Source organism: Rudaea sp. (assembly GCF_047601565.1).
In the GTDB taxonomy this organism is placed as follows: domain Bacteria; phylum Pseudomonadota; class Gammaproteobacteria; order Xanthomonadales; family Rhodanobacteraceae; genus Rudaea.
In genome coordinates this window covers 2,171,700-2,197,567 of the sequence record NZ_JASGIY010000001.1, presented here as the reverse complement: position 1 = coordinate 2,197,567, position 25,868 = coordinate 2,171,700, and the positions used below count along the sequence as shown (strand labels likewise).

The 25,868-nt window shown below is 67.7% G+C and carries 24 protein-coding genes; 15 read left to right on the top strand and 9 right to left on the bottom strand.

The genetic code is table 11. The features are described from left to right. Window positions 1-22: 22 nt before the first annotated feature. From QM741_RS09615 to QM741_RS09600, 4 genes are all read left to right on the top strand, one after another. Window positions 23-661 carry a YceI family protein gene (locus QM741_RS09615; RefSeq protein ID WP_415207494.1) on the top strand — a complete coding sequence of 213 codons (639 nt, stop codon included), beginning with the start codon at window positions 23-25 and terminating at the stop codon, window positions 659-661. Between the two features lies 1 nt (window position 662). Then, window positions 663-1,331: a cytochrome b gene (locus QM741_RS09610; protein ID WP_415207493.1), complete on the top strand. Its 669-nt coding sequence runs from the start codon at window positions 663-665 to the stop codon at window positions 1,329-1,331. After that, window positions 1,264-1,815: a YceI family protein gene (locus tag QM741_RS09605; RefSeq protein ID WP_415207492.1), complete on the top strand. Its 552-nt coding sequence runs from the start codon at window positions 1,264-1,266 to the stop codon at window positions 1,813-1,815. The genes QM741_RS09610 and QM741_RS09605 overlap by 68 nt, the downstream gene beginning before the upstream one ends. A 104-nt stretch (window positions 1,816-1,919) precedes the next feature. Next, a complete protein-coding gene (locus QM741_RS09600) occupies window positions 1,920-3,284 on the top strand; it encodes a DUF697 domain-containing protein (RefSeq protein ID WP_415207491.1) in 1,365 nt (454 codons plus the stop codon). A gap of 13 nt (window positions 3,285-3,297) precedes the next feature. On the opposite strand, the gene QM741_RS09595 is transcribed toward QM741_RS09600, so the two are convergent. Further along, window positions 3,298-3,525 carry a glutaredoxin family protein gene (locus tag QM741_RS09595; RefSeq protein ID WP_415207490.1) on the bottom strand — a complete coding sequence of 76 codons (228 nt, stop codon included), beginning with the start codon at window positions 3,523-3,525 and terminating at the stop codon, window positions 3,298-3,300. Window positions 3,526-3,687: 162 nt separating this feature from the next. On the opposite strand from QM741_RS09595, the gene QM741_RS09590 reads away from it, so the two are divergent. From QM741_RS09590 to QM741_RS09580, 3 genes are read left to right on the top strand one after another with little or no spacing between them, the layout of a single operon-like run. After that, on the top strand, window positions 3,688-5,070 hold the full coding sequence (locus QM741_RS09590) for an L-serine ammonia-lyase (RefSeq protein WP_415207489.1): 1,383 nt from the start codon (window positions 3,688-3,690) through the stop codon (window positions 5,068-5,070). Between the two features lie 39 nt (window positions 5,071-5,109). Beyond that, window positions 5,110-5,328 carry an AbrB/MazE/SpoVT family DNA-binding domain-containing protein gene (locus QM741_RS09585; protein ID WP_415207488.1) on the top strand — a complete coding sequence of 73 codons (219 nt, stop codon included), beginning with the start codon at window positions 5,110-5,112 and terminating at the stop codon, window positions 5,326-5,328. 3 nt (window positions 5,329-5,331) lie between these two features. After that, window positions 5,332-5,715: a type II toxin-antitoxin system VapC family toxin gene (locus QM741_RS09580; protein WP_415207487.1), complete on the top strand. Its 384-nt coding sequence runs from the start codon at window positions 5,332-5,334 to the stop codon at window positions 5,713-5,715. A 139-nt stretch (window positions 5,716-5,854) separates the two neighbouring features. Here QM741_RS09580 and QM741_RS09575 read toward each other — a convergent pair whose 3' ends face one another. Next, the gene (locus QM741_RS09575) at window positions 5,855-6,262 is read right to left on the bottom strand and encodes a type II toxin-antitoxin system VapC family toxin (RefSeq protein WP_415207486.1); all 408 of its coding nucleotides are present in this window, start codon (window positions 6,260-6,262) and stop codon (window positions 5,855-5,857) included. A 3-nt stretch (window positions 6,263-6,265) separates the two neighbouring features. Further along, complete coding sequence (locus QM741_RS09570; RefSeq protein ID WP_415207485.1) at window positions 6,266-6,505, bottom strand: antitoxin; 240 nt, start codon at window positions 6,503-6,505, stop codon at window positions 6,266-6,268. A 61-nt stretch (window positions 6,506-6,566) separates the two neighbouring features. Here QM741_RS09570 and QM741_RS09565 point away from each other — a divergent pair, with 61 nt between their 5' ends. After that, window positions 6,567-7,502, top strand: a complete 936-nt coding sequence (locus tag QM741_RS09565) for a M23 family metallopeptidase (protein WP_415207484.1) — start codon at window positions 6,567-6,569, stop codon at window positions 7,500-7,502. 6 nt (window positions 7,503-7,508) lie between these two features. Here QM741_RS09565 and QM741_RS09560 read toward each other — a convergent pair whose 3' ends face one another. Both QM741_RS09560 and QM741_RS09555 read right to left on the bottom strand, forming a co-directional pair. Further along, window positions 7,509-9,893, bottom strand: a complete 2,385-nt coding sequence (locus QM741_RS09560) for a protein kinase domain-containing protein (protein WP_415207483.1) — start codon at window positions 9,891-9,893, stop codon at window positions 7,509-7,511. Then, the gene (locus QM741_RS09555; protein ID WP_415207482.1) at window positions 9,890-10,468 is read right to left on the bottom strand and encodes an ECF-type sigma factor; all 579 of its coding nucleotides are present in this window, start codon (window positions 10,466-10,468) and stop codon (window positions 9,890-9,892) included. Before QM741_RS09555 ends, QM741_RS09560 begins: the two co-directional genes overlap by 4 nt. Before the next feature lie 168 nt (window positions 10,469-10,636). Between QM741_RS09555 and QM741_RS09550 the strand changes: the two genes are divergently transcribed. Next, window positions 10,637-11,101: a hypothetical protein gene (locus QM741_RS09550; protein WP_415207481.1), complete on the top strand. Its 465-nt coding sequence runs from the start codon at window positions 10,637-10,639 to the stop codon at window positions 11,099-11,101. A gap of 82 nt (window positions 11,102-11,183) precedes the next feature. Here QM741_RS09550 and QM741_RS09545 read toward each other — a convergent pair whose 3' ends face one another. Beyond that, window positions 11,184-16,991: a PASTA domain-containing protein gene (locus tag QM741_RS09545; protein ID WP_415207480.1), complete on the bottom strand. Its 5,808-nt coding sequence runs from the start codon at window positions 16,989-16,991 to the stop codon at window positions 11,184-11,186. A 294-nt stretch (window positions 16,992-17,285) separates the two neighbouring features. On the opposite strand from QM741_RS09545, the gene QM741_RS09540 reads away from it, so the two are divergent. The 5 genes from QM741_RS09540 (at window position 17,286) to QM741_RS09520 (ending at window position 22,115) form a co-directional block, all read left to right on the top strand. After that, window positions 17,286-18,455, top strand: coding sequence for a hypothetical protein (locus tag QM741_RS09540; RefSeq protein WP_415207479.1), 1,170 nt, complete (start codon window positions 17,286-17,288; stop codon window positions 18,453-18,455). Between the two features lie 53 nt (window positions 18,456-18,508). Continuing rightward, on the top strand, window positions 18,509-19,354 hold the full coding sequence (locus QM741_RS09535; RefSeq protein ID WP_415207478.1) for a rhodanese-like domain-containing protein: 846 nt from the start codon (window positions 18,509-18,511) through the stop codon (window positions 19,352-19,354). After that, window positions 19,351-19,668, top strand: a complete 318-nt coding sequence (locus QM741_RS09530; protein WP_415207477.1) for a hypothetical protein — start codon at window positions 19,351-19,353, stop codon at window positions 19,666-19,668. Before QM741_RS09535 ends, QM741_RS09530 begins: the two co-directional genes overlap by 4 nt. After that, complete coding sequence (locus QM741_RS09525) at window positions 19,578-20,435, top strand: hypothetical protein (protein ID WP_415207476.1); 858 nt, start codon at window positions 19,578-19,580, stop codon at window positions 20,433-20,435. Before QM741_RS09530 ends, QM741_RS09525 begins: the two co-directional genes overlap by 91 nt. A gap of 81 nt (window positions 20,436-20,516) precedes the next feature. After that, the gene (locus QM741_RS09520) at window positions 20,517-22,115 is read left to right on the top strand and encodes a peptide chain release factor 3 (RefSeq protein WP_415207475.1); all 1,599 of its coding nucleotides are present in this window, start codon (window positions 20,517-20,519) and stop codon (window positions 22,113-22,115) included. Between the two features lie 149 nt (window positions 22,116-22,264). On the opposite strand, the gene QM741_RS09515 is transcribed toward QM741_RS09520, so the two are convergent. The 3 genes from QM741_RS09515 to mtgA form a co-directional block, all read right to left on the bottom strand. After that, window positions 22,265-22,690, bottom strand: coding sequence for a CBS domain-containing protein (locus tag QM741_RS09515; RefSeq protein WP_415207474.1), 426 nt, complete (start codon window positions 22,688-22,690; stop codon window positions 22,265-22,267). A 135-nt stretch (window positions 22,691-22,825) separates the two neighbouring features. Beyond that, a complete protein-coding gene (locus tag QM741_RS09510; protein ID WP_415207473.1) occupies window positions 22,826-23,815 on the bottom strand; it encodes a glycosyltransferase family 2 protein in 990 nt (329 codons plus the stop codon). Window positions 23,816-23,915: 100 nt separating this feature from the next. Beyond that, window positions 23,916-24,662: a monofunctional biosynthetic peptidoglycan transglycosylase gene (mtgA, locus tag QM741_RS09505; RefSeq protein ID WP_415207472.1), complete on the bottom strand. Its 747-nt coding sequence runs from the start codon at window positions 24,660-24,662 to the stop codon at window positions 23,916-23,918. A 142-nt stretch (window positions 24,663-24,804) separates the two neighbouring features. Here mtgA and QM741_RS09500 point away from each other — a divergent pair, with 142 nt between their 5' ends. Continuing rightward, window positions 24,805-25,839 carry a hypothetical protein gene (locus QM741_RS09500; protein ID WP_415207471.1) on the top strand — a complete coding sequence of 345 codons (1,035 nt, stop codon included), beginning with the start codon at window positions 24,805-24,807 and terminating at the stop codon, window positions 25,837-25,839. The last annotated feature ends 29 nt before the right edge of the window (window positions 25,840-25,868 follow it).

The window sequence follows — 25,868 nt, the reverse complement described above, 5'->3', positions numbered from 1 at the left end:
CCCGGTATCGCATAGTTTTGTCATGTCAATCATCCGCGCCATCGCCTTCTTCGCACTCGCCTCACCCGCGGTGGCGTTGGCGGCCCCGCACGACTACCGGCTCGACACCGTGCACACGCAGATCACCGCAAGCGCCAGCCACCTCGACTTTTCGTATCCGGGCGGCCGGCTGCACGTCAAGCGCGGATGGTTCCGCTTCGATCCCGACGACTGGAGCACCGCGCAGGCCGACGTGACGATCGACACCGCCTCGATCGACTTCGGCGACGCGGCGTGGAACGACAAGCTGCGCTCGCGCGACTTCCTCGATGTGGCGCACTACCCGACCGCGCGCTTCGTTTCCGACCGCGTGGAAAAGACCGGCGACAGAACCGCCGTCGCGCACGGCAGGCTGACCCTGCTCGGCGCCACTCTGCCGCTCGACCTCGCGATCACGTTCAACCGCAGCGGCGTGGACATCTATACGTTCAAACGGACGGCGGGCTTCAGCGCCACCGCCCGGTTCAAGCGCTCGGACTTCCGCATGACCCGCTACCTGCCGGACATCGGCGACGAGGTCACCATCCGCATCGAGGCGGAGGGCCTGCACGACGAGAACGCACGGAACGAGGCGGAGCGCACGCGGAATTCCCCTTCCACAGCCCATCAGACGGAACACTGAAATGCCTCTGAAAAGCGACGCGCGACACTGGGGCGGCATTGCGAAAACCGTCCATTGGCTGGTCGTGCTGCTGATCCTCGTGCAGGGCGTGCTCGGCCTGTACATGGTCGGGCTGCCGAAGCGGCCCAGCGCATTCGTGTACTACAACTTGCACAAGTCGATCGGCATGACCGTGCTGATCCTCGCCGTGCTGCGCCTGGCCTGGCGCGCGTTCGATGCGCGCCCGCAGGAACCCGCCTCGATGCCGCGCTGGCAGGCGCTAGCCGCGCGCGCGGGCCACGCGCTGCTCTACGCGCTGCTGTTCGCCGTGCCGCTGTCGGGCTGGTGGTTCGACTCGGTCACCAGGCTGCGTCCCCTGTCTTTTTTCGGCCTGTTCGAAATTCCGCCGATCGCCGCAGCCGATCAGGATTTGAAACCGCTCGCGCACGCGACGCACGAATGGCTGTTCTGGCTGCTCGTCGTCGTCGCCTGCGGCCACGCGGCGATGGCGCTCGTGCACGAATTCGTCGACAAGGACGGCACGCTCTCGCGCATGTTGCCGGGTCGACGCGCGAACGTGCCGCCCGTATCCGCATCCCCACCCGCAACGATGGAGAACGACCATGCCGAAAACACGCCACCTGCTGCCCGCCCTGCTGCTGGCGCTGCCGATCGCGGCGCCGGCGCGTGACTGGACGGTCGCCGCCGCGCAATCGACGCTGACGTTCAAAGGCACGTACTCGGGCGAAGGCTTCGACGGCAAGTTCAGGAAATTCGACGCGGCGATCAGCTACGACGAAGCCGATTTGTCGAAATCGAAGTTCGACGTGACGGTCGACGTCGCCAGCGTCGACACGGCGAGCAGCGAGCGCGACGACTCGCTCAAGGGCGAAGACTTCTTCGACCCGAAGAAATTCCCGCAGGCGCATTTCGTCACCGAGTCGTTCGCAAAGGCGGCCGATGGCGGCGTCGAGGCGAAGGGCAAGCTGACGATCCGCGACAAGACCCAGCCGGTCACGCTCAAGGTGAAATTCGCGATGAGCGAGGACAAGGCCACGCTCGACGTCGACACCGTGCTCAAGCGCGCCGACTTCGGCCTCGGTGCGGGCGGCGACTGGAAGGACATCGGCACCGACGTGCCCGTGCACGGGCATCTGGTGCTGAGCGGCAAGTAGGCAACGCATATGCCCCCGCTCGTCATTCCCGCGAAGGCGGGAATGACGAGCGGGAGCGTTTCAACGCGCTACCATTACACCCTCCTCTCTGCAACGACATCGCAATGGCAGCAAGCGACTGGTGGACCCGTCTGCGCGAAAAACTGGGCGGCATTCCCGGCATTGCCGTGCCGGCGCGGACCGATGACGCGCATGTCACCCAGACCAGCGAGGCCTTGCGTGCGCTGCTCGACGACACGAGCATTCCCGCCGGCGTGCGCGGCGAACTGACCGAGGATTTCGCCCAGATCGAAGCGCTGCTCGACAAGCTCGCCGCGGGCGAACTGCACATCGCCGTGTTCGGCCGCGTCAGCGTCGGCAAGTCCGCGCTCGGCAACGCGCTGCTTGGTCGGCGCGCGTTCGAAACCGGCGTGCTGCACGGCACGACCAAGACGCGCAACGCCGAGCGCTGGCGCGAGGTCGCCGGCCAGGGTCTGCACCTGATCGACACGCCGGGCATCAACGAACTGTCGGGCGAGGAACGCGAACGGCTCGCCTTCGACGTGGCCGCGATCAGCGACCTCGTCGTCTTCGTCGTCGACGGCGACATGACCCAGAGCGAGCTCGACGCGCTGCGCACGCTCGGCCGCACGCAGCGTCCGCTGCTGCTCGCGCTGAACAAGGCCGACCGCTACACCGCCGACGAACGCGAGCGCCTGCTCGCGCGCCTGCGCGAGCACGCGGCCGGACTCGTGCGCGCCGACGACGTGATCGCCTGCGCCGCGCTGCCGGGCGAGAAGATCGTCGTGCAGGTCGGCGCCGACGGCGGCGAGTCCGAAACGCGCACGGCACAGGCGCCCGACGTCACCGCACTCGATGTGCGCGTGCGCGAGATCGCCGAGCGCGAAGGCAAGACGCTGGCCGCGCTCAACGCCGGCCTGTTCGCGGGCGACCTCTCCGACCGCGTCGCCTTGCGCGTCGCCGCCGCGCGCCGCGATCTCGCCCAGCGCGTGATCCGCAATTACTGCCTCGCCAAAGGCGTCGCCGTGGCGCTCAACCCGGTACCGGTCGCCGACCTGCTCGCAGCCGCCTCGCTCGACGTCGCCCTCGTGCTGCATTTGGGAAAAGTATACGGAATGCCACTGACGCGCAGCGAAGCCGGCACGCTGATCGCGACGATCTGCGCGCAGCTCGCCGCGCTGATGGGCGCGATCTGGGGCGTGCATCTCGTCTCCAGCGCGCTCAAGGGCGTCAGCGCGGGGCTCACCACGGTCGTCACCGCCGGCGCGCAGGGCGCGCTCGCCTGGTACGCGACCGAACTCGTCGGCCGCGCCGCGGAGAAGTATCTCGTGCAGGGCAAGTCGTGGGGCGAGGGCGGCGCCAAGCGCGCGGTCGCCGACATCGTCGCCAGCCTAGACCGCGACTCGATCCTGCGCGAGGCGCGCGCGGCGATCCTCGCGCGGCTGCGCGGCCGGCAGCCGGCGCCGTAGCCGCGCGCCATTGTCATTCCTCGACGAAACGGGCGACGGCGGCGGCGTCGAACGGCCACGCCAATTCCCGATCCGCTTGCCCGTCGCGCAGCACCGGCACGCGCTCGCCGTAGCGCGCCTCGAGTTGCGCATCGTCGTCGATGAACACGCTGTCGAAGTCCGGCACTCTGGCCCGCGCCAGTTCGGCGAGCGCGAGATCGCAGAGATGGCAGTCGTCGCGCTGGTAGAGGATCAGACGCATTGCGCAAGCAATCCTTGGTTTCTCCGGGCGGGAAAAGATGGCGCGCAGCGCGCGACGAGGGAAGAGCGTTACAATTTTACCCACGATACGGTTCCCGACGTCTTTCCCTCATCCGCCCTTCGGGCACCTTCTCCTGGCGGGAGAAGGGAAGCTGGATCACTCATGGCCGTCAGCGTTTTCGATCTGTTCAAAATCGGCGTCGGCCCCTCGTCCTCGCACACGGTCGGGCCGATGCGCGCTGCGGCGCGCTTCTGCAATCGTCAACTCGCCGAGCGCGGCCTGCTGGAAAACGTCGCGCGCATCCGCGCCGAGGTGTTCGGCTCGCTCGCGCTGACCGGGCGCGGCCACGGCACCGACAAGGCGGTGCTGTGCGGGCTCGAAGGCGAGTGGCCGGACAAGATCGACCCGGACACGATTCCCGAGCGCCTGCGCCGCATCCGCGAGACGAAGAAACTCTGCGTGCTCGGCCAGCACGAAATCGCGTTCGACGAGAAGACCGACCTCGTCATGAACAAGCGGCAGAAGCTGCCGTTCCACACCAACGGCATGCGCTTCACCGCGTTCGACGCCAGCGGCGAAGTGCTCGCGACGCGCGACTACTACTCGGTCGGCGGCGGCTTCGTAGTCAACACCGACGAGGCGGCCGACGACAAGATCGTGCCCGACACGACGCCGCTGCCCTATCCGTTTTCGAGCGGCGACGAACTGCTGAAACTCTGCGCCGAATCGGGCAAGACCATCGCGCAGGTGATGCTCGAAAACGAAAAAGTCTGGCGCAGCGAAATCGAAGTGCGGCTCGCCCTGCTCACGATCTGGAAAGCGATGGCCGACTGCGTCGCGCGCGGGATGCGCGAGAAAGGCACGCTGCCGGGCGGGCTGAAGGTCCTGCGCCGCGCGCCGACGCTCTCCGCGGAACTGCGCAACCGCCCCGAAGCCGCGCTGCGCGATCCGCTGACGATCCTCGACTGGGTCAACCTCTACGCGCTCGCGGTCAACGAGGAGAACGCCGCGGGCGGCCGCGTCGTGACGGCGCCGACCAACGGCGCGGCCGGCATCATCCCCGCCGTGCTGCATTACTACGAGCGCTTCGTGCCCGGCGCGAGCGACGACGGCATCGTCGATTTCCTGCTGACCGCGGGCGCGATCGGCATCCTCTACAAGGAGAACGCTTCGATCTCGGGCGCCGAAGTCGGCTGCCAGGGCGAAGTCGGCGTCGCCTGTTCGATGGCCGCGGGCGGCCTCACCGCCGCGCTCGGCGGCACGATCTACCAGGTCGAGAACGCCGCCGAGATCGGCATGGAGCACAACCTCGGCCTCACCTGCGACCCGATCGGCGGCCTCGTGCAGATTCCGTGCATCGAGCGCAACGCGATGGGCGCGATCAAGGCGATCAACGCCCAGCGCATGGCCCTGCGCGGCGACGGCAAGCACCGCGTCTCGCTCGACAAGGTCATCAAGACCATGCGCGACACGGGGCGCGACATGCAGGACAAGTACAAGGAGACGTCGCGCGGCGGGCTTGCGGTGAATGTGATCGAGTGCTAATTTCTTACCAAATCCGCATCGATCCGATAAGGTAAGATCATGTCCGCCTCAGCCACGATTTCCAGCAAATTCCAGATTTCCATTCCCAAAGCCGTGCGTGAGGCGCTGCACCTGAAGGCCGGGCAGGAACTCGTTTTCGTGCCGAAAAATGGCAGCATCGTTCTTGTGCCGGTGCGCAAGCTCGAGGAAATGACCGGCATGCTCAAGGACATGAACCTCGACACGGAAAATTACCGCGATCGCAATGACCGCTATTGAGCCGTGCGCGTCGTCGATACATCGGCCTGGATCGAGCGGCTGAACGGCAGCACTGCCGGGTACGCAGTCGAACGCGAATTCCCGAGGCAGGACGAGTGCGTGGTCCCGACGATAGTGCAACTGGAGCTGTCGAAATGGCTGTCGCGCGGAGCGGATGAACGGCAAGCCGTCGAAATCATCGGAATGACTCGCAAATGCCTTGTCGTACCGCTGAACACCACAATTGCGCTTCGCGCCGCCGAACTTTGGCGAGAGCACAAGCTCGCCACTGCCGACGCCATCGTCTACGCCACTGCGTTGGAACACGACGCGGACCTACTGACCTGCGACGCGCATTTCGAAAATCTGCCGGGCGTGGTCTTCATCCGCAAGCGGCAACTGAAATAGCAAAGTCATCAACAGGCCGCCTGGTTCGGCTCAGTCGGATTCGCGCTCCTGTTTAGCGTCGATCCTCAGCTCGTCATTCCCGCTTGACCAGCCCTTCGGCTGTTGAAAGCCGCTGGAATGACGGCTTTTTTGAGCTGCGCTACCGCAACCAGTTTTCGCAAGCCAGCCCCGGCACGCGGCGGAATTCGCGCAGGTTGTCGGTGACGAGCACGAGGTCGCGCGAAACGGCTTGCGCGGCGATGAGCAGGTCGATGGGGCCGATGTTGGCGCCTTTGCGTTCGAGCGCGGCGCGGATGCGGGCGTAGGCCAAAGCGTCGTCGTGAGTAAAGGGTGCAAGCGTCATGCCTGCGGTCAAATTCCGCACCATCGCCAGTGTGGCTGCGCTGCGTCGGCCCTTTTCCGCACCTGCGGCCAGTTCGGCGAATACCAACGTGGACAAGTGCATGCGCTCGGGCGCAAGCCCGACGAGTCGGCTGAGCAACGCGCGCGGTTCGCCGCGCATGACGGCACTGAGGATATTGGTATCCAACAGATATGCGGTAGCCACGCGCTACAGCTCCAGGGGCTCGATGGGTTCGAGTTCCTTGCTGCGCGGCACGGGCAGTATGTCGATGGGGCCGTACTTCGCGCGAAGCCACGCGAAGAATTCAGCGGCATCGCGCGGTTTCGCGCGCAGCACCAGTTCGTCGCCGCGCCGGAACACCTGCACTTCGTCCACGTCGAACCTGAAGCGCGCCGGGATGCGCACGGCCTGCGCCTTGCCGAGCTTGAATACCTTGACGGTCTGCATGGCACTATCCTGAAACGGCCTCGTTGTCGTGATCGTATCACAAGGTGATATCATCGTCGTCATGTTTCGTCGTCTGCCAGTCGTTCTGCTCGGCGCGATCTGCGTCTTCGCCGCGCAGGCCAAGCACCTGTACCAGTACGCCGACGCGCAGGGCATCGTGCATTTCACCGACGTCAAGCCGCTGGACGGAACGCCGGGAGTGAAATCGACGCTGGTGCGCACCGACGCGGCGCCGCTGCTGCATTCGCGCGAGGACGGCACGGACGCGGACCGCACGATCATCTTCGTCAACGACGCGGGCGGCCCGGTCACGGTCGAGATCGACGTCACCGATCCGCAGAACGTGCGCACCGAGCCCGAAGTGCTGCCCGCGCGCGTGGTGCTGCCCGGCCGCAGCGAGACGCGCGCCCTGCACATCGCCGCGACCGATCCCGCCGCGGGTTTCCGCTACGGCTACAAGTACACCTACCTGCCGGGCGACTATCGCGCGGTGCCCGACGCGAACGCGCGCCATGCGCTGCCGTTCCCTGCCGATCGCAAGTTCCGCATCAACCAGGGGTTCGACGGCGCGTTCAGCCACAGCGAGGCGCAGAACCGGTACGCCGTCGACATCGGCATGCCCGAAGGCACGCCGGTGCTGGCCGCGCGCGACGGCGTCGTGATGACCGTCGACAACGACTTCTACGGCAACGGCCTCGACATGAACGAATACGGCGACCGTGCGAACAACGTGCGCATCGTCCACGACGACGGCACGATGGCGGTGTACGCGCACCTGCAGCTCGAGAGCGCGCACGTGCAGGTCGGCGACCGCGTGCGTGCGGGGCAGGTGCTCGCGCTGTCCGGCGAAACCGGCTACACGAACGGACCGCACCTGCACTTCGTCGTGCAGCGCAACGCGAACATGACGATGTTGTCGGTGCCTTTCCAATTCGTCGGCGCGGACGGCAAGGCGTTCACGCCGACCGAAGGCATGAGCGTGGGCGGCACACCGTGAAAGGCGCTAGTGCCCGATCCGTTCGACCTCGGCCAGCCGTTCGCGCGCGACGCGCGTCAGCGGATGATCGTCGCCGAGCCTGCCGTGCAACGTTTCGTACGTCTCGCGCACGAGCGCGGCGCCTTCGTCGACGCGGCCGACGTGCGCGAGCACGAGTCCGCGCAGGTTGCGCGTACTGACCCGCAACGGATGATCGGGCGCGAGGATCGCCTCGCGGATGCGCAGGCATTCGTCGACGACCGGCAGCGCATCGGCGTAGCGTTGCGCGAGGATCAGCGCGCCGGCATACACCGACATCGCATAGGCCGCCTGCGCATTGTTGCGCACGGCCAGCGGCTGCGCGGCGCGATACGCCTGTTCGCCGTGCGCGAGCGCGGCGGCCGCGTCGCCGCGGCGCGTGTCGTCGAAGGTCCAGTTGGCGAGCAGGTTGACGACCTGGCTGTCGTTCTCGCCGACCAGGCGCCGGCCCATCGCCAGGCCTTCGGCGTATTTGCGTTCGGCCTCGTCGTGCCGGCCGGCCGACTCGAGTTCGGTGGCGAGGTTGCCGAGTTGGGCAACGAGGTAGACCGAGCCGTCCGGATAGAGGCGGCCGAGCAACGCCAACGACTGCTCATGCAGGCCGATCGCGCGCGTCCACTGCCCGCGGTTGCCGGCATCGAGCGCGAGGCCGTTGAGCGCCTCGGCGCGCGCCTCGATGTCGCCTTCGCCGTCGCCGAGATCGGCGAGCGCCGCGGAGTAGTGACGCAAAGCCTCGTCGGGCTGCGCGAGCTGGTTGGCGAGCGCGCCGAACGAATTTTCGGTTTGGCCGAGCAGGCTGCGCTCGTCGGCCGCGAGCGCCAAATCGCGCGCGGCGTCGAGGTTCTTGCGCGCTTCGTCGAGCCGGCTGGCATGGATCAGCGCGTTGCCCAGGCCGATGCGCGCGAGGATGCGCGCGTGCATGTCGCCGCTGCGGTCGGCGCTGGCGATCTGCGCCTGCGCCTCGCGCGCAGCGTTGTCGAGATCGCCCGACTTGAAATAGGCGTTGGCCAGCGCCGACTGGATCTGCGCCAGCAGCAGCGGATCGCCGGCGAGTTCGCGTTCGGCGCGCACGCCGGCGCGGTCGAGCACGGTGCCGACCGGCGTATTGCGGCCGAGATCGTCGGGATCGGCGGCGTCGAACATCGCGAGCAGGAATCGGTTCATCTCTTCGGCGCGCGCCTGCGCCTGCAACGCCACGCGCGCCTGCCACAACGCCACCGCGAGGCCGACGAGCAGCGCCAGGCTCGCCGCCGCCGCGACCGATACGCCGAGCCGGTGCCGCCGCACGTAGCGCGCGAGGCGCTCGCGCCGCGACGGCTCGCGCGCGATCACCGCCTCGCGCGCGAGCCAGCGCTTCAGGTCGGCGGCGAACTCGGCGCAGCTCGCGTAGCGCTGCGCCGGTTTCTTTTCCAGCGCCTTGAGCAGCACCGCGTCGAGGTCGCGCGCATTGCCGCCGTCGGCGTCGGCGAAGTGCAGGCTCGGCCGCATGGGCTCGCTCTCGCAAACCGCGCGTTCGATGCCGGTCGGACTCGTGTCCGCGATCGCGTAGGGGCGCACGCCGCAGACCAGTTCGTAGAGCAGCATGCCGAGCGAATAGACGTCGGACGGCGTACCGACGGGCTCGCCGCGCACCTGCTCGGGACTCGCATATTCCGGCGTCAGCGGCCCGATGCCGGTGCGCGTCGCAGCGCCGCCGCCGTTGTCGAGCAGCTTGGCGATGCCAAAGTCGAGCAGCTTCGCATTGCCGTGCGCATCGACGAGCACGTTGCCCGGCTTGATGTCGCGATGGACGACCAGTTGCGCGTGCGCGCTCTGCACCGCGTCGAGCACCGGCAGGAACAGCTCCACACGCGCGCGCAGCGACAACGCACGCTCGCGCGCATGGCGCGTGATCGGCACGCCGTCGACGTATTCCATGACCAGGAACGGCGCGCCGTTGGCGTCGCGACCGACGTCGAGCAGGCGCGCGATGTGAGCATGGTCGAGGTTGCCGAGGATGCGCTGCTCGCGCGCGAAGCGCGCGCGCAAGTCGCCCGCGTCGAACACCAACAGTTTGATCGCGACGGGCTTGTCGAACGCGCCGTCGGCGCGCTGCGCGCGATAGACGCTGCCCATGCCGCCCGAGCCGACCAGCGCGACGAGACGGTACGCGCCAAGCAGTTCGTCGCTGCGGTCGCCCGGCGCGGCATCGCCGACGACCAACGGATCGCACAGAAAGTCCCGTGCCCGCCCATCGGCGCCGACGAGTTCCTCGACCTCGCGGCGCAGCGTTTCGTCGCCGCCGCATTCGGCGTCGAGCAGCGCCGCGCGCGAAGGCGCATCGAGCGCGACGACCCGGTCGAACAGCGCGAGCGCGCGCCGCGAATCGGTCACCGCCGCGGCTCGTCCATCGCCAGCGCGCGGTACAGCCACGCCTGCGCGCCGCGGTAGTCGCGCGCGAGCGTGGCGCGCGAGACGCCGAGCGTCTCGGCGATCTGCTCGAACTCGAGGCCGGCGAATACGCGCAGCTCGATCGCGCGCGCCTTGCGCTCGTCGACCTCGGCGAGGCGGTCGAGCGCTTGATCGAGCGCGATCAGGTCGGGCGTCGAGCCCGTATCGGCGGCGACGTCGGGCGACAGCGTGACACGCTCGCCGCCGTCGCGCTTCTGCGCGCCGCGATGGCGCGCGCGATCGACCAGCACCTGGCGCATCGCGCGCGCGGCGATGCCGAGGAAGTGGCGGCGGTCGGCCGCCTGCGGCAATGCGCCGCCGCACAGCCGCAGATAAGCTTCGTGGACGAGATCGGTCGGCGCCAGCGTCACCTGGCCGAACTCGTCGGCGAGCTGGCGCTGGGCGAGCTGGCGCAGTTGCGCATAGACGATCGGGAACAGCCGCTCCACGGCGAGCGGATCGCCTGCACTCATCGCCGCCAGCAGGTTCGTGACCGGTTCGCTCCGATCGGTCGTCATGGTCGCTTCGCCGCCGCCCCACGGCATCGCCCGTGGCCCATGCGCAGTATACCCCGCGCGTCGGCGGCGACGCGCCGGCACGGCAATCGGGGCCGATGAGACTTGCGCCCCCGTTTTTACGCATGTCCGAATGCCGGGACGCCGTGCCGTCCTCCAGGGGAACTGTCCATGCTCGTCCATCCTGTTTGCGTGCAACCTCACGCCGCCGTGATCGACGCCGCCCGCGAACACCTCGCGCGCGTCGCCGCCAGCGCCGCGTTCGTGCATTCGCGCCGCCATCGCCGGCTCCTGTCCTACCTGCTCGAGCAGGCGTTGAATTCGCCGGCGGCGAGCAGCAAGGAGACGGTCATCGCGGTCGAGGTGTTCGGCCGCGATACGGCGAACTACGACCCGCGCCTCGACCCGATCGTGCGCGTCGAGGCCGGCCGCCTGCGCCGGCGCCTCGCCGGCTACTATGCCGGCGAAGGCAGCGATGACGTGCTGCGTTTCGAGCTGCCCAGGGGCGCTTATGCGCTGCGCCTGCACTGGCATTCCGCCGCCGCCGCGATGGCGCCGGACGTAGACGCGCCGCGGGCCGTGGCCGGCCGCCTCGTGCCGTTCGAGGCCCTGCGCATCGCGGCGAATCACGGCTGAACCTCACCCTGCCGCCATTCCGGCGCGGGCCGGAATGACGCATCGGAAAAGCCGGCCGCAAGACACCGCATCGCTCCGCCCATCAATCCTTCGGCATGAACGCGAACGTGCCGATCTGCGGCTGCCCGTTCTTCGGGTTGCGCACGAGGATGATGACCGGCAGCGGAACGGCCAGCGACCCGGCGGCCTGGTGGTAGACGCTGTCGAATCCGTAGGGATAGACCAATTCGCCGCAGGTCGGATCGCTGGAATAGATGCAGCCGTGCAGTACGCGCTGCGTATTCTGCGGGCTGGATTCGAGGATCTCGCTGGCGGTGATGGCGCCGCCTTCGAACTTTGCGTCGGCGAGCGACACGCTCAGGTTGGCGAGGGCCAAAGTGCTTTTCGCGAGCGAATCCGCCAGATCCACCGCCGTCATCGCGGAACCGACGAGGCTGCCTACCGTGCCGGCCGCATCCGGACCGATGAAGATGACGTCACTGGTCTCCGGATGCAGGAAATCGACGCCGTTGACCTCGATCCACGACGGCGCCACGTCGAATCCGTTGAAGCTCGCCGAAACGCCCGCGACGATGCCGGGCAGATCGACCGCGCCGTATGCCTGGCGCAATTGTTTGGCCCAGGCCATGATGACCATGCCGTTCGCGCACTGGCTCTGCGCGTTGGAAAGCATCTGCGCCGACGGGTCCATCGCGTCGAGCAGTGCGGCGATGGATTGCGAAAGCAGCGTTTCCAGGAACAGGGACTGCGGCAGGATGCGCGGAGAACGCACACCGCCCGCCCCCGCCGCACTTGCCGATGTCCTGCCGCGATCGGCTTTCGTCGCCGTCGCGGCGCTGCTCGAACCGGCGTTGTTCGCCGCGGCTTCGAGCAGGTTCGTCAGCGCGTCCATCAGGTCGGGAATGCGATGCGCCATCAGCGCGATGTAGCTTTCGTGCGAGTCGATGATTCCGTACACGCCCGGTTTCGTCGTGCGGTACAGCGCCGCGGTCTGCGCCAGCGGTGCGACGGCCGCGGCGAATGCCGTATCGGTCACCTGCGCATCGTTGGCCGTGGCGATCAGGGTGTCGAATTGGGATATCGCGGTCTCGATCGTGTCGAAGGCGATCTTGTCGTCGGCGCTTTGCGTGTCGCCGTGCGCGATCACGTCGTCCAGCGTCGGCGGAAAGCCGCCGGGCAGGCTCAGCGGCGACGCCAGGCGCAGCATCGTGCGATCGAAGCCGCGCCATGCGTCCACGGCGGCGAGCGCCTTGGCCTTGGCGGTCGCGGTATCGTTGGCAGCGATGGCGGCCTGCGCGTCGCGCAGCAGGGAAGTGACCGTCGCGATCGTCTGCGACTCCTGCGCGAACGCGGCGAGATCGGGCGAAACGCTGTCGTTGCTGGCGATGTCGAGCGTCGCCGTATCGACCGCGCCGCTGGACGTGTCGCTGGCCTGCACCACATACGCGCCGAAACTGTCGGCGGCCGGCGTGATCGTCGTGCCGGAGATCGTCGGCAATGCGCCGGTGGTGGACGACGCATTCAACGGCGCGATGCTCAGCGTCGCCCCGGCGAACGCCGTTTCCGTGCCGTCGAGCGCGACGTGCGTCGCCGTCGCCGTCACCGTGTGGTTGGCGTTGACGTAATTCTGGCTCAGCCGCAGCTTGAGGCCGGAACCGGCGGACACCGTCAGCGTGACCGGATTCGTCGACACCGGCGACAACAGCGTGCCGGCATCGGGCGACTGCGCCATGACCTGATCGGCGGGCACGCTGTTCGAGTAGACGTAGGTGTTGATCGTGCTGAAACCGAGCGCGGTCAGTTGCGTGGTCGCGGTGACGCGCGGTACGCCGACCACGAACGGCACCGCGACCGGCTGCGGCCCCTTGGACACGGTCAGCGCCACGGCTTCGCCGAGCGCGATGCCGCTCGTGCCGCCGCCCGGCGATTGCGAAAGCACGGTGCCGGCCGGCTGCGAGGCGTAGAGCGTGTTGACGTTGCCGACGGCGAAGCCCGCGCCGGTCAGCGCCGTCGCCGCGTCGGCCTGCAACTGCCCGGTCACGTCGGGCACGGTGCCGGTGCCGGCGCTGTATTGCAACGGGATCGCCTGGTAGGCGACGGCACCCAGGGAATCGGTCGCGGCGATGACGATCACGCCGCCACTGTTGTCGTACGTGCCGCAGGCCGAGATCTGGCCGCTGCTTGCATTGATCGTGCAGTTGTAGATACTGCCGCCCTGCCCCGCGATCGAATACGTCACCGTGTCGCCGACGTCGGGATCGATCGCATGCGGCACATAGGCCGCCATGAAGGCGGCAATGCTCGTGTAGCGCGTCGGCGGCGTGGTCGTGAACACCGGCGGCCGGTTCTGCGGCAGGAGGGTGATCGTCACGGTCGCCGGCGCGGAGGTGAGGCCGTTCGCGCTCGCCGCGTAGGTGAACGTGGTCTGCTGCACCGTGCGCGGATCGACCGGCGTGCTGATCTGGGGCTGGTTGCCGAACACGTTGGTCGCGGGCGTGGCGAAGTTGTCGACGAGCGGGAAGCCGGGGATGCTGCCGTCGTCGGCGATGTCGGCGACGTGGTAGGTCTGCTGGCCGAACACCGGGCGCGCGTCGCGCCAGGTCGTCCCGCCGCCGGCGACGATGCGCGCCAGGAAGCCGGTGTTGTTGGAGCCGTCGGAGTAGACCCCGTGCAGCACGATGCTCGCCTGCCCCGAGCCGTCGACGTCGGCGACCACGGGCGATTCGTAGGCGCTGAAGTAGATCATGCTGTTACCCGCGGGCACGCCGAGGTCGGCGCCGCTCATCTGCGCCTTGGTCGAGCCGTCGCGGCCGTCGAAGAACAGCAGGCCCTGCGTGGTCTCGACGATCGCCTCGGCGGTGCCGTCGCCGTCGAGGTCGAAGATCGCCGGGCGGTTGTCCTGGTCGATCAGGCGGTTGCCGCTGGTGTCCTGCAACGTGCGTATCCACTTGACCTGGCCCTTGGCGTCGAGCGCCCAGAGCTGACGCTCGACCGGCACGAGGATGTCGGGCGAACCGTCGCCATCGAGGTCGCCGACGCTCAACTGGCCATGCACGGTCGTCGCGGACACGCCGGTCTTCCACAACAGCGTGCCGTCGGCGCGGCGCGCGCTGACGAAACCGTCGTGGCCGCCGCCGAGCTCGTAGCGGATGATCGCAGTCGAGCCGTCGTCGAGCTTGGCCAATGCCGTGCTCATCGTCGCATGGTCGTCCAGCGTGTTCGAGACGAGGTGGCCGTCGGCATCCCAAACCGCTCCGCCGGCGATCAGGCAAGGCGAGCAGGCGGCGGTAATCGGCGCGACCACCATCGGCCCCGGGTGACCGCCGGTCGAGCTGTTACCCCAGTAGTTGGCCAGCAGACTGGAGGGCGCGATCCATTTGCGGCGCACCTGGCCGGTGGCGCCGTCGAGCGCGAGCACGCCGATGCAGTACTGGTCGGGATCGGTGGCCGTGTCGTCGAACTGCTGGCAGAACGGCACGCCGCCTTGCGTGTCGCTGCTGCCGCCGCCGGCGCGGTCGAACAGCACGCTGGGCGTTTCGCCGTCGTGCAGGCGCGCGATCGCCGGGGCGACGGCGTCGGGCAGGGAATACGCGGCGCCGTTGCCGTGACCGTCGGCGTCGGCGACGTAGGTGCCGAGCCGGTCGCTCAGCCATTTCACCGCGCCGGTCTGCGCATCCAGGGCGACGAAGCGCTGGACGGGTGCGGCCGTATTCGGATAGGCGTAGTAATACCGGTCACTGTCGCAACGCGCCACGGCGACCACGGCCGTATGGCCGCTGTCGTCGATGTCGCCGGCCGCCAGGCCGTCCGTGGTGTCCTGTGCGTGGATGTAGCAAACACCGATGGACGTGGAAAACTGGTGCACGTTCCACAACTCCGTGCCGCTGGCGGCGTCGACCGCGCGCAAGCTTCCGTCGATGCCGGTGTAAGGGGGAGCCTCGAGGATCACCGGCGCGCTGCGCCCTGCCACGGGGATGATGCGCACATGATTGGCGTAGTAGGTGCCGTAACTCGGTCCAAACCAGGACAGCGTCGGCGTGAACGCGGGCAGGCCGAGCGTCGCCGGCGCGGTGTAGGTGAAGCTGCCGTCGGCACCGAAGGGATCGAGCGTGCCCTTGTCCGGATCGGTCAGCTGGGTCGCGGTGAGCGTGCCGCCCATCGGATCGACGTCGTTGGCGAGCACGCCGCCTGCCGCGTCGATCGCCAGCGTGTCGTTGAGGTGCACGCTGTAGACGTCGCCCTGCGCCACCGGCGCGGCCGCGTCGGTGACGACGATCGCGAAGCGCTTGGCGTCGAACAGGCCCGATGGATCGCTCGCCTGCACGGTCGCGTAATAGGTGCCGGGCGTCACCGCCGCCGTCGGCCAGGTCAATTGCGTGCCGGCGAGCGCCATGCCGGCCGGCGCGTCGGGCAGCGTGTACGTGATCGCGTCGCCGTCCGGGTCGGTCGCGTGGATCGTGCGCGTGAACGTCGTGCCCTTCGCCACCGTCGCGTCCGCCTGCGCGTCGAGCACGGGCGCGCGATCGTCGTGCACCACCGTCACGGTGAAGCTCTTGCTGTCGCTGCGGCCGTGGCTGTCCGTCACTTTCGCCGTGAACGTGTTCGCGCCGAGCTGCGCCGCCGTCGGCGTCCACACGATTTCCGAAGCGGGCTGCAACGCGCCGCCGCTCGGCGCGGCGGGCAGCGTGTAGGTCAGCGTTTCGTCGATGCTCGGCGAGGAGCCGCTGACGGCGAAGTCCAGCGTCGCGCCCAGCGCGATCCGGCGGTCCGCGATCGCCGCCAGCGTCGGGCCGGTGTCGCTGACGTGGATCGTCAACTGCGCCGTGTTGCTCAAGCTTGCGGTCGTCGCCTGCAATTGCAGCACGTAGTCGCCCGTTTGCAGGAACGTCGCCGTCGTCGCCGCCTGCGTCGCATCGGCGAAGACCACGGCGGCCGGGCCGGAGACATAAGTCCACTGATACGCGAACGCCGCCGCGCCGCCGTTGAGCGTCGCGCTGCCGGCAAGGCTGGCCGTCGCCGGCAGCACGATGCTTTGATCCGGGCCGGCATCGACCGTGACCGCAGCGCTGACCTGCGCATCGGGCTGCACGTCCGCGTCGATGCGGAAATACAGGTTGCCGTCCGCCTTCTGCCAGTACACGGCCACCATGTCGGCGTCGAGCGGGCCGTTCTGCGGCGAGGTCACTGCCGGACTCACCCCGCTCCAGTCGCCGACATTGCCGTCGAGCACGACGCTGACTCCAATCGCACCGGCCAGCGTCGTGAGCAGCGCCAGGCACAGGCTCAGCAGCGGCGAGAACGCCTGCGGATGGCGACGCCGCCACCATAGCGCCGCGACCAGCACGGCCAGCGCGAGCGCCAGCGACAGCAACGCGGACAGCGGCGCGGGCACCGCCGTGCCGGTGCCGCCCGTGCTCCCGTCGCCGAGCGGCACGGCGAACGCCGCGGTTTCGTCCTGCCCGCCCGAGGCATTCGTGCTGACCGGCGTCACCCGCATCGTGCCCGTGGTCGGCAGCAGCGACAGGGATATCGCCGTCTCGATCGCCGCGGTGCCGTTGCTGCCGTTGCCGATTCCCGCCGACCAGCTTCCCGGATCGAGCACGCTGGCCGCGCCGAGGCTGCCGCCCGAGCAGACCTGGCGCTCGATGCGCGAGACGGTCGCGTCCGTGGTCGAGGTCGTCACCACCGTCGTCAGCACCTGCTCCACGCCGGTCACCGCGCCGTTCGGCGCCGCCAGCGTGCAACCCGTCGCGGCGTTCGCGTCGGTGTCGAGGTACAGCGCGAAGCGGTGCTCGGCCGCCTGCGCCGTCGCCGTCGCGATCAGCAAAAACAGCGCGCACAATCCGCGCATCGCTGCGCGCGGCATTTTCGCACCGATGCGCGTACGCACGGCACGGATCGAATCGGATACCCCCTGCTGCATGACGAACCTCGCGCGATTGCCGATAGCTGCGCGATGCTCGTCGGCGCGGCACGGCGCCCACAAGTAACAACTTCGGTTGTTACGGTAACGGGATCAGGCAAAACATCCCTGCGCGCACCTTCGCCGACGGTCTGCCCGGCGTCATCGCATGCATCGCCACTCCACCCCAGCGGACGCGGGGGCGATGCCAGCGCAAACGATGAGACTTGCCACGGCCCTTCTGCGCATTCATTCGGCAAGCACCCAACGAGGCCGATGGCGATGAACGGAAAACCTGCGACGACGAGCGGCAAGACGCGGTACCACGCAACCCTGCGCGGCGTGAAACGGATCGGCATCGCCGCCCTGGCCGCGCTCGCATTCGGCATCGCGCCGGCGCATGCGCAGCCTGCCGCGCAAAACGCCGCGCCGCAGCAGCGGTCGATGCTGCGCCTGCAACCCGAGGTGATTCTCGACGTCACCGGTTTCGAGCAACCGATGGCGGCCATCAGCCTGTTCGTGCCGTATGGCTGGCGCAGCGAGGGCGGCGTCCTCTGGAGTCAGGAATTCCTCTGCACCAACGGCTACGTCATCCAGTGGCGCGCGGTGGCCGCCGACGGCCTGACCTCGATCGGAGTAGTGCCGCAGGAAAGCTGGAGCACGAACAACTACGGCATGGCCGGCGCCCTGAAGCCCGGCTGCAGGCAGGCGTCGGTCACCGACATCCACGCCTATCTGCAAACGATCGTGCAGAGAATGAAGCCCGGCGCGCGCATCCTCGGTTTCCGGCCGCGTCCGGACATCGCGCAGACGCTCGCCCGCTACGAATCGCGCACGCCGACCGCGGTCGGCGAAATCCAGAGCCACGCCGAGGCCGGACAGATGCTGTTCGCGTACAACGAACGCGGCACCGACATGCGCGGCTTCGTCGACAGCGCGGTGGTGTTCCATCGCACGGTCGCCAACACCGGCGGCCAGTCGCTGGTTTCGGTCAGCGCCGAATCGTTTCCGGGCTTCGCCGCGACCGCGCCCAACGGCGCGCTGAACTTCGCGTTCTTCGAGGCCCTGCGCCAGACGATCGCGCCGAATCCGCAATGGGTCGCGCGCATCGCCAGACGCAACTTCGAGATCGCCCAGGTCTCCGCGGCCGAGATGGAGAAAAGAATCCAGATATTGCGCACGAACAACGAGGCGGTATCGCGGCTCATCGTCGACGGCTGGAACGCGCGCGAGCAGGCGACCGACGCCACGCTGCGCCAGTTCAGCGACATGATGCGCGGCGAGACGCGCTACCGCGACGAGACCCAGCCCGGCAACGAAGTGGCGCTGTCGAACCAGTACAGCTATGCGTGGCGTCTCGGCGACGGCAGCTACGTGCTCAGCAACGACGCCGGCTTCGACCCGCGCAGCGCGCTCGGCGTCAACGCGACCCTGCTCACTCAACTGCGCTGAGCGCGCCCGTACCCATCGCTTTTTTCCATCCCACCCGATCGAGGAGAACGACCATGCGTCACGTACTCGCCGCCATCGCCGCCGCCGCCATCAGCCTGACGGCGACGGCCCAGGACAACTTCGACCAGAACGGACGGATGCCGTCCACCACGGGAACGCAGTCGACCTACCCGCCGCCGTCCGGCACCATGAACGGACCATCCGCGAACATGCCGGGGCAGAATGGAATGCCCGCGAACACGGGGCAGTATCCCAACGGGGGCGGCGCCTCGCAGGATGCGATGACGCAGGCGGAACTGCAGGACTTCGGCGTCGCGCCGACGCGCGAGCTGCATCCCGAACCGATGCACGCGCCGACGCCGAATTCGATTCCGGGCGGACAGGTCATCACCACGCCGGGACTGCTGGCGCTGATGCAGGTGCGCCAGGTGCACGCGCTGATCTTCGACGTGCTCGGCGGACAGGAAACCTTGCCCGGCGCGATCTATGCCGCGCCGGCAAGCCAGGCCGGCAACTTCCAGGACCAGACGCAGCAGCAGTTCGGCCAGTTCCTGCAGCAGCAGACGCAGGGACACCGCGACGTGCCGCTGGTGTTCTACTGCCTCTCCTCGCACTGCTGGATGTCGTACAACGCCTCGCTGCGCGCGATCAACCTCGGCTACACCAACGTCTTCTGGTACCGCGGCGGCATCGAGGCGTGGCAGCACGCGGGCCAATCCACGCAGCGGTCGCAGGCGGCTTTCAACGGGCCGCCGATGCCGCAGACGCAGACCGGCAACGGCTATCCGCCCTCCGGCGGCCCGCAGCAAAATACCAACGGTTACCAGCAGACCGGCACGAACTACCCTGCGTCGGGTGGCGGCTATCCGCAGCCCAGCAACGGCTACTATCGGCAATGACGTCGGACCTCGGCCGCGACACGATGTCCCGCCCGCAAGCGAGGGGTCCGCAGCCCGGTTCGCACGCGCGCAAAGACTCCGCGCTCGACCGCTACCTGGCCTGGTACTGGAAAGCGGTGTTCCGGCAGTGGGGACTGCAAAGCGTCATCGTCGGCCTGATCGCGGTTGGCAGCGCCGCGGGCGCGGCGTTCCTCGTCCGTGCGCGGCCTTGGGAAGCGGTCGCGTGGGCGGCGTTCGCCGTCCTGCTCGGCTTTTACTCCCGCTGGCTGTGGCGCAATCGTCGGCGTCGCGACCGGGCCGGCCGGATGCCATGAAGATCCACTGGCTTTCCCCGCCCGCCTACGACGGAAGCGCCGTCGTCGCCACCGCCGCCGCGAAGCGCCTGCGTGCACCGCCCGATGCCACCGTGCCGGACAACGGCCTGCGTTTCACAGGTGCGCCCGGACATCGCATCTGGCAGCCGGACCGCGCGACATTCCGGCGGGGCTTGGCGCTGCGGCTCGTGGCGGCGCTGTTCATTGCGCTCTTCATCCTCATCGCCGCGGCGGTGGACACGACGTTCGCCCTCGCGCAGTCGCCCGGGGCGATCTATATGATCGCGCTGATATGGCTGAGCTTTCTGCCGGCGTGGCGGCAGCGCCGTCTGCGCGTCGCGCTCGGGCCGGACGCCCTCGACCTGCGCCTGCCGGCACGCCGATTCGACAAGCTGCGCCTTGCGGCCGTCGACACGCGAATCCCGTTGCGCGAACTCGCCGCGGTGGAAACGCGGCTTCAGCGCGTGCGCGGCAAGTACGACGTGCGCCGCGTGTATCGGCTGCGCCTGCGCGATGGCGAACTCTTACCAGTGTTCGAGGACCGCTTCGAATGGTTCATCGGAGTGTACTTCTACGGTTTCCGTTACGACCTGCGCTCGCTGAGGCGACGCCTCGCGCTCATGCTCGAGATCGCCCGCGCCGCCGGCGTCCCGTTCAACGAGGCCGATCCCGCCACGCTCGAAACGGCGCGGACCGATCCCGCTTCCGCCTGGTCCGGTTTCGTCGATCTGCTCGGCGAAGCGAATGCCACGAATGCAAACGGCTGACCCTGCCCGGCGATCGGCGCGGAACGCGACGGATCGGGCCGCTGCGATACAATCGGCGGTTTTCGCGCTCCCGAAATTTTCATGGATCACGCCACAGAAACGCGCCGCCGGCGCACGTTCGCGATCATCTCGCACCCCGACGCGGGCAAGACCACGCTGACCGAGAAGCTGCTGCTGTTCGGCGGCGCGATCCAGATGGCCGGCAGCGTGAAATCGCGCAAGGCGGCGAAGCACGCCACCTCCGACTGGATGGCGCTCGAAAAGGAGCGCGGCATCTCGGTCACCTCGTCGGTGATGCAGTTCCCGTACGAGGGCCGCGTCGTCAACCTGCTCGACACGCCGGGCCACGCGGACTTCTCCGAGGACACCTACCGCGTGCTGACCGCGGTCGATTCGGCGCTCATGGTGATCGACTGCGCGAAAGGCGTCGAGGAACGCACGATCAAGCTGATGGACGTGTGCCGTCTGCGCGACACGCCGATCATGACCTTCATCAACAAGCTCGACCGCGAAGGACGTGCGCCGATCGAATTGCTCGACGAAGTGGAATCGGTGTTGCGAATCCAGTGCGCGCCGATCACCTGGCCGATCGGCATGGGTTCGCGCCTCAAGGGCGTCTATCACCTGCTGACCGGCGAGGTGCACGTGTTCGAGCCGGGGCGCAACTTCACGCGCCAGGATTCGACCATCTTCGCTTCGCTCGACGATCCCGCGCTCGCGCAGAAGATCGGTGCCGACATGCTGCGCGAACTGCGCGACGAACTCGAACTCGTGCAGGGCGCCTCGCATCCGTTCGACATCGGGCAATATCTCGCCGGCAGGCAGACGCCGGTGTTCTTCGGCTCGGCGGTCAACAATTTCGGCGTGCAACTGCTGCTCGATTTCTTCGTCGAGCACGCGCCCGCGCCGAAAGCGCATGCGACCACCACGCGCACGGTCGAGGCAGCCGAGGACAAGCTCAGCGGCTTCGTGTTCAAGATCCAGGCGAACATGGACCCGCAGCACCGCGACCGCGTCGCCTTCATGCGCATCTGCTCGGGCGCGTTCAGCGCGGGCATGAAGGCGTTCCACGTGCGCACGGCGAAGGAGATGAAACTCGCCAACGCCCTGACGTTTATGGCCAGCGACCGCGACATCGTGGAAAAAGCCTTCCCCGGCGACGTGATCGGCATCCACAACCACGGCACGATCTCGATCGGCGACACGTTCACCGAGGGCGAGGCGCTCGCGTTCACCGGCATCCCGAACTTCGCGCCCGAATTGTTCCGCCGCGCGCGCCTGCGCGATCCGCTCAAGATGAAACAGTTGCAGAAAGGGCTCGCGCAATTGTCCGAGGAAGGCGCGACGCAGTTCTTCCGCCCGCTGATGTCGAACGACCTGATCCTCGGCGCGGTCGGCGTGCTCCAGTTCGACGTGGTCGCCTACCGGCTCAAGGACGAATACGGCGTCGAGGCGACGTTCGAGAACGTCAACGTCGTCACCGCGCGCTGGATCAAGTGCGGGGACGCGAAGAAGCTCGAGGAATTCCGCGAGAAGGCGGCGTCGAACCTCGCCCTCGACGCGGCCGGCGAACTCGTCTACATCGCGCCCTCGCGCGTGAACCTGCAACTGACCGAGGAGCGCTGGCCCGACGTCGCCTTCGCCGCCACGCGCGAACACGCGAGCGCCGTGGAAGTATAGTTCTTCCCTTCTCCCACCGGGAGAAGGTGCCCGAAGGGCGGATGAGGGAAGAATCTCCCACGAATGCAACGACACTGGAAATTGGAACGCCCTTCCCTCATCCGGCGCTGCCGCGCCACCTTCCCCCGACGGGGGAAGGGAAGAAGGCGCTATCCCGAAATGTACCGCTGCAACTGGTCGAGTTGCTCGGCCTGATCGTCGATCACCGCCTTGACCAGATCGCCGATCGAAAGCATGCCGACGACCTTGCCGTTCTCGACCACGGGCAGATGGCGGATGTGCTTGTCGGTGACCAGGCGCATGCAGCGGTGCACGCTGTCGCCCGGCGCCACGCTGATCACGTCCGCGGTCATGATGTCGCGCACCGGCGTATCCGAAGACGAACGGCCTTTCAGGATCACCTTGCGCGCGTAGTCGCGCTCGGAGACGATGCCGAGAAGCTCTTCGCCGCGCATCACGAGCAGCGCGCCGACGAACTTGTCGGCCATCATCTGGATCGCCGCGAGCACGGGCTGGTCGGGGCCGATCGAGTAGATGTCGCGCTTGCCTTCGATCAGGTGTTTGACGATGCGCATCGGAGTGCTCCTTCAACAACGGGATGACTCTTCGTTCCGTCATTCCGGCGAAAGCTGGAATCCAGCTTGTACGCTTCTTCTCATGCCAAGATCAAAAACTGGATTCCAGCTTTCGCCGGAATGACGAGCTTTGGCTTAGTGTACGCTTTCGGCAGCCGTTTGACGCTGCGTCCCCTCCGCAGGCGTCTCCTCGATCTGCCCCGCCGGAACCGACTCGTCGATCAGGTACAACGGCCGTTGTTTCGTCTCGATGTAGATGCGCCCGAGGTACTCGCCGATCATGCCGAGCGCCATCAGTTGCACGCCGCCGAGGAACAGGATCACCAGCATCAGCGTGGGGTAGCCCTGCACGCGGTCGCCGAACACCAATGCCTTGCCGAACACCCACACGGCGTAGAGGAAAGCCAGCGCGGCCGTGCCGAGGCCGACGTAGGTGGCGAGTTTCAGCGGCGCGGTCGAAAACGAAGTGATGCCCTCGAGCGCGAAGTTCCACAGCCGCCAGTAGTTGAATTTGCTTTCGCCGGCGAAGCGCGCGTCGCGCTCGTAGACGACCGACTTCTGCCGGTAGCCGACCCAGGCGAACAGGCCCTTCATGAAGCGCTGCCGCTCGCGCAGGCGCTTGAGCGCATCGAGCGCGCGCCGGCTCATCAGGCGGAAGTCGCCGGTGTCGCGCGGCACGGGCGTCGAACTGAGTTTCTCCATCACGCGATAGAACGCGGTCGAGGTGAATTTCTTCAGCGCGGTCTCGCCGGCGCGCGTCGAGCGCGTGCCGTAGACGACGTCGCAGCCTTCGCGCCAGAGTTCGATGAACTTCGGGATCAACTCGGGCGGGTCCTGCAAGTCGGCGTCGATCACGACGACGGCGTCCGCGTCCGCCGCGTCGAGCCCCGCAGTCAACGCAAGCTCCTTGCCGAAATTGCGCGCGAGCTTGAGCGTGGCGACGCGCGCGTCGGCTTCGCGCAGGCTGCGCATCACGGCATAGGTGTCGTCGCGGCTGCCGTCGTCGACGTAGAGCGCCTCGCACTGCATATCGAGCTTGTCGAAGACGGCGGCGAGCCGCGCATGGAATTCGCGCAGGCTTTCGCCTTCGTTGTAGGCGGGGACGACGACGCAGAGTTTGGGCATGGATGGCGCGGTGATGTTCGTCCGTCGAATGCTAGCCCAAGCTCATCGCATCCGATACCTCACCCTGATTCCTGACCGGCGTCAATGACGAGCAAAAACATCAACGGCCAAGATACGCCGGCCCGCCGAGCTGGCGCGCCTGCCGCTCGATCCACGCCGCGCGGCGCAGCACATGGGGCGACGGTCGATCGGCGCGCAGCACCGCAGGATTGGGCAAGGTCGCGGCCAGCAGGGCCGCCTGGTGCGCGTCGAGCTGCGCGGCGGTCTTGCCGAAGTACGCCTGCGCCGCCGCTTCCGCACCGTAGATGCCGTCGCCGAACTCGGCGACGTTGGCGTAGACCTCGAGGATGCGCCGCTTCGGCCAGGTCAGCTCGATCAACGCCGTGAAATACGCTTCCAGCCCCTTGCGCACGAAACTGCGCCCGTTCCACAGAAACAGGTTTTTCGCCACCTGCTGCGAAATCGTGCTGGCGCCGCGCAGGCGCGCGCCGTCGTCGGCATCGTCCATCGCCTCGCCGATCGCTTCGAAATCGAACCCGTGGTGCAGCGGAAATTTCTGGTCCTCCGCTGCGACGAGCGCGATCGGCAATTCCGGCGACATCTGCGCCAGCGGCACGAAGCGCTGGCGTATGGCGAAGTCGTGCTCGCCGGCTTGCCATGCCGCGAAACGCCGTTCGAGCATAAACGCCGAAGCCGACAGTGGCACGAAGCGCAGGATCAGCACCGGCAGCCAGGTCAACACCAGCCCGACGAGCGCCGCCGCGACCAACCAGCGCAGCCAGCGCCGTCGCCGCAAGCCGGGATGCGAACGCAAACCATGCCCGGAAAAACGTGATTGGCTTTGCATAAAGGGCCAAAAACCGTTGTTAGTTTTTCATAAATGAGATATTATCGAGCGTCCGTCGAATGTCTGGCCTTTGCCAACTGTGGCAGGGAACTTGAACCCGGATTGAATAGTCTGTAGCAGCAGGAACCGACAACCGATTTTCATGCGCAAACTGCTCGCCCTCGTGCTGATCGCAACGATGCCGCTCGCCGGCGTCGCGCAGTCGCCCGTGCCGCAGAATCCGCTTGCCATCCCGACCCAAACCTCGCCGCAGTTGCTCGAACAGATGCTGCGGTCGAGCAACCTGCTCGGCAACGACGATGCGCGCACGCTGCCGCTCTGGGGCACGCCCGACGGACGCATCCTGACCTTGGTCGCCGCCAGCGGCAACCAGGACCCCCTGCTGCCCATGTCGCCGCAGATCGGCAGCGAATGGCGATTGATCGACGTCACCCATCTCGTGTCGGGCGGCCTGCTCATGCGGCTCGGCGACAACGCGAATGCGTATGCCACCCTTGGCCGTGGCAGCCTGCCGTTGCCGCTGGCCGACGGCTGCGTCGCCTCGGCTCCGTGCATGGCTCCGGGCGCGATCGCGCATGGCGGCGAAGTCCGCCTCGGCACGAACTGGCTTGCCGCCGACAATTTCGAACTCGGCCTGAGCTACGACCTGGCCTGGCTGCGCCGCGACAATGTCGCGCCGACCTTGTCCGGCGACCGCTATGCCGCACTGGGCGGCCCGCTGCCGCTGGGCCTGTCGGGTTACTCCCTGCTCGACGCTCAGAACGCCCAAATCAGCGCGCTCGGCCGCTTCCGCCTCGACGACGACCAATCGTTGAACCTCGGCGCCAGCCTCGGGCGCATCCAGCTTTCGGTTCCCGGCACGGCCACGCCCTTGACCAGCCTCAACCAGGCCGCGGTCAGCTTCGGCGTGCAATACGGTTCGTTCGGCGGCGACCTGACCGGCCACGTGCTCAGTCCGGCCGACCCGCTCGGCTCCAACCTCGCCGGCTCGCGCGTCACCGGCCTCGACCTCGGCATTTCCTGGCGCACGCCGTGGAGCGGCATGTTCCGCTTCGGCACGCAGAATCTCTGGTCCTCGGGCAACAACCTGTCCTATCCCGGCAACGGCCCCGTCTCGCGCGAACTCGAATCGAGCCAGGCGCGCGTGCCGTACGTGCAATACCACCAGGACCTGTAAGCCCGCCTCGCCCATGCGAGGGCATGCCG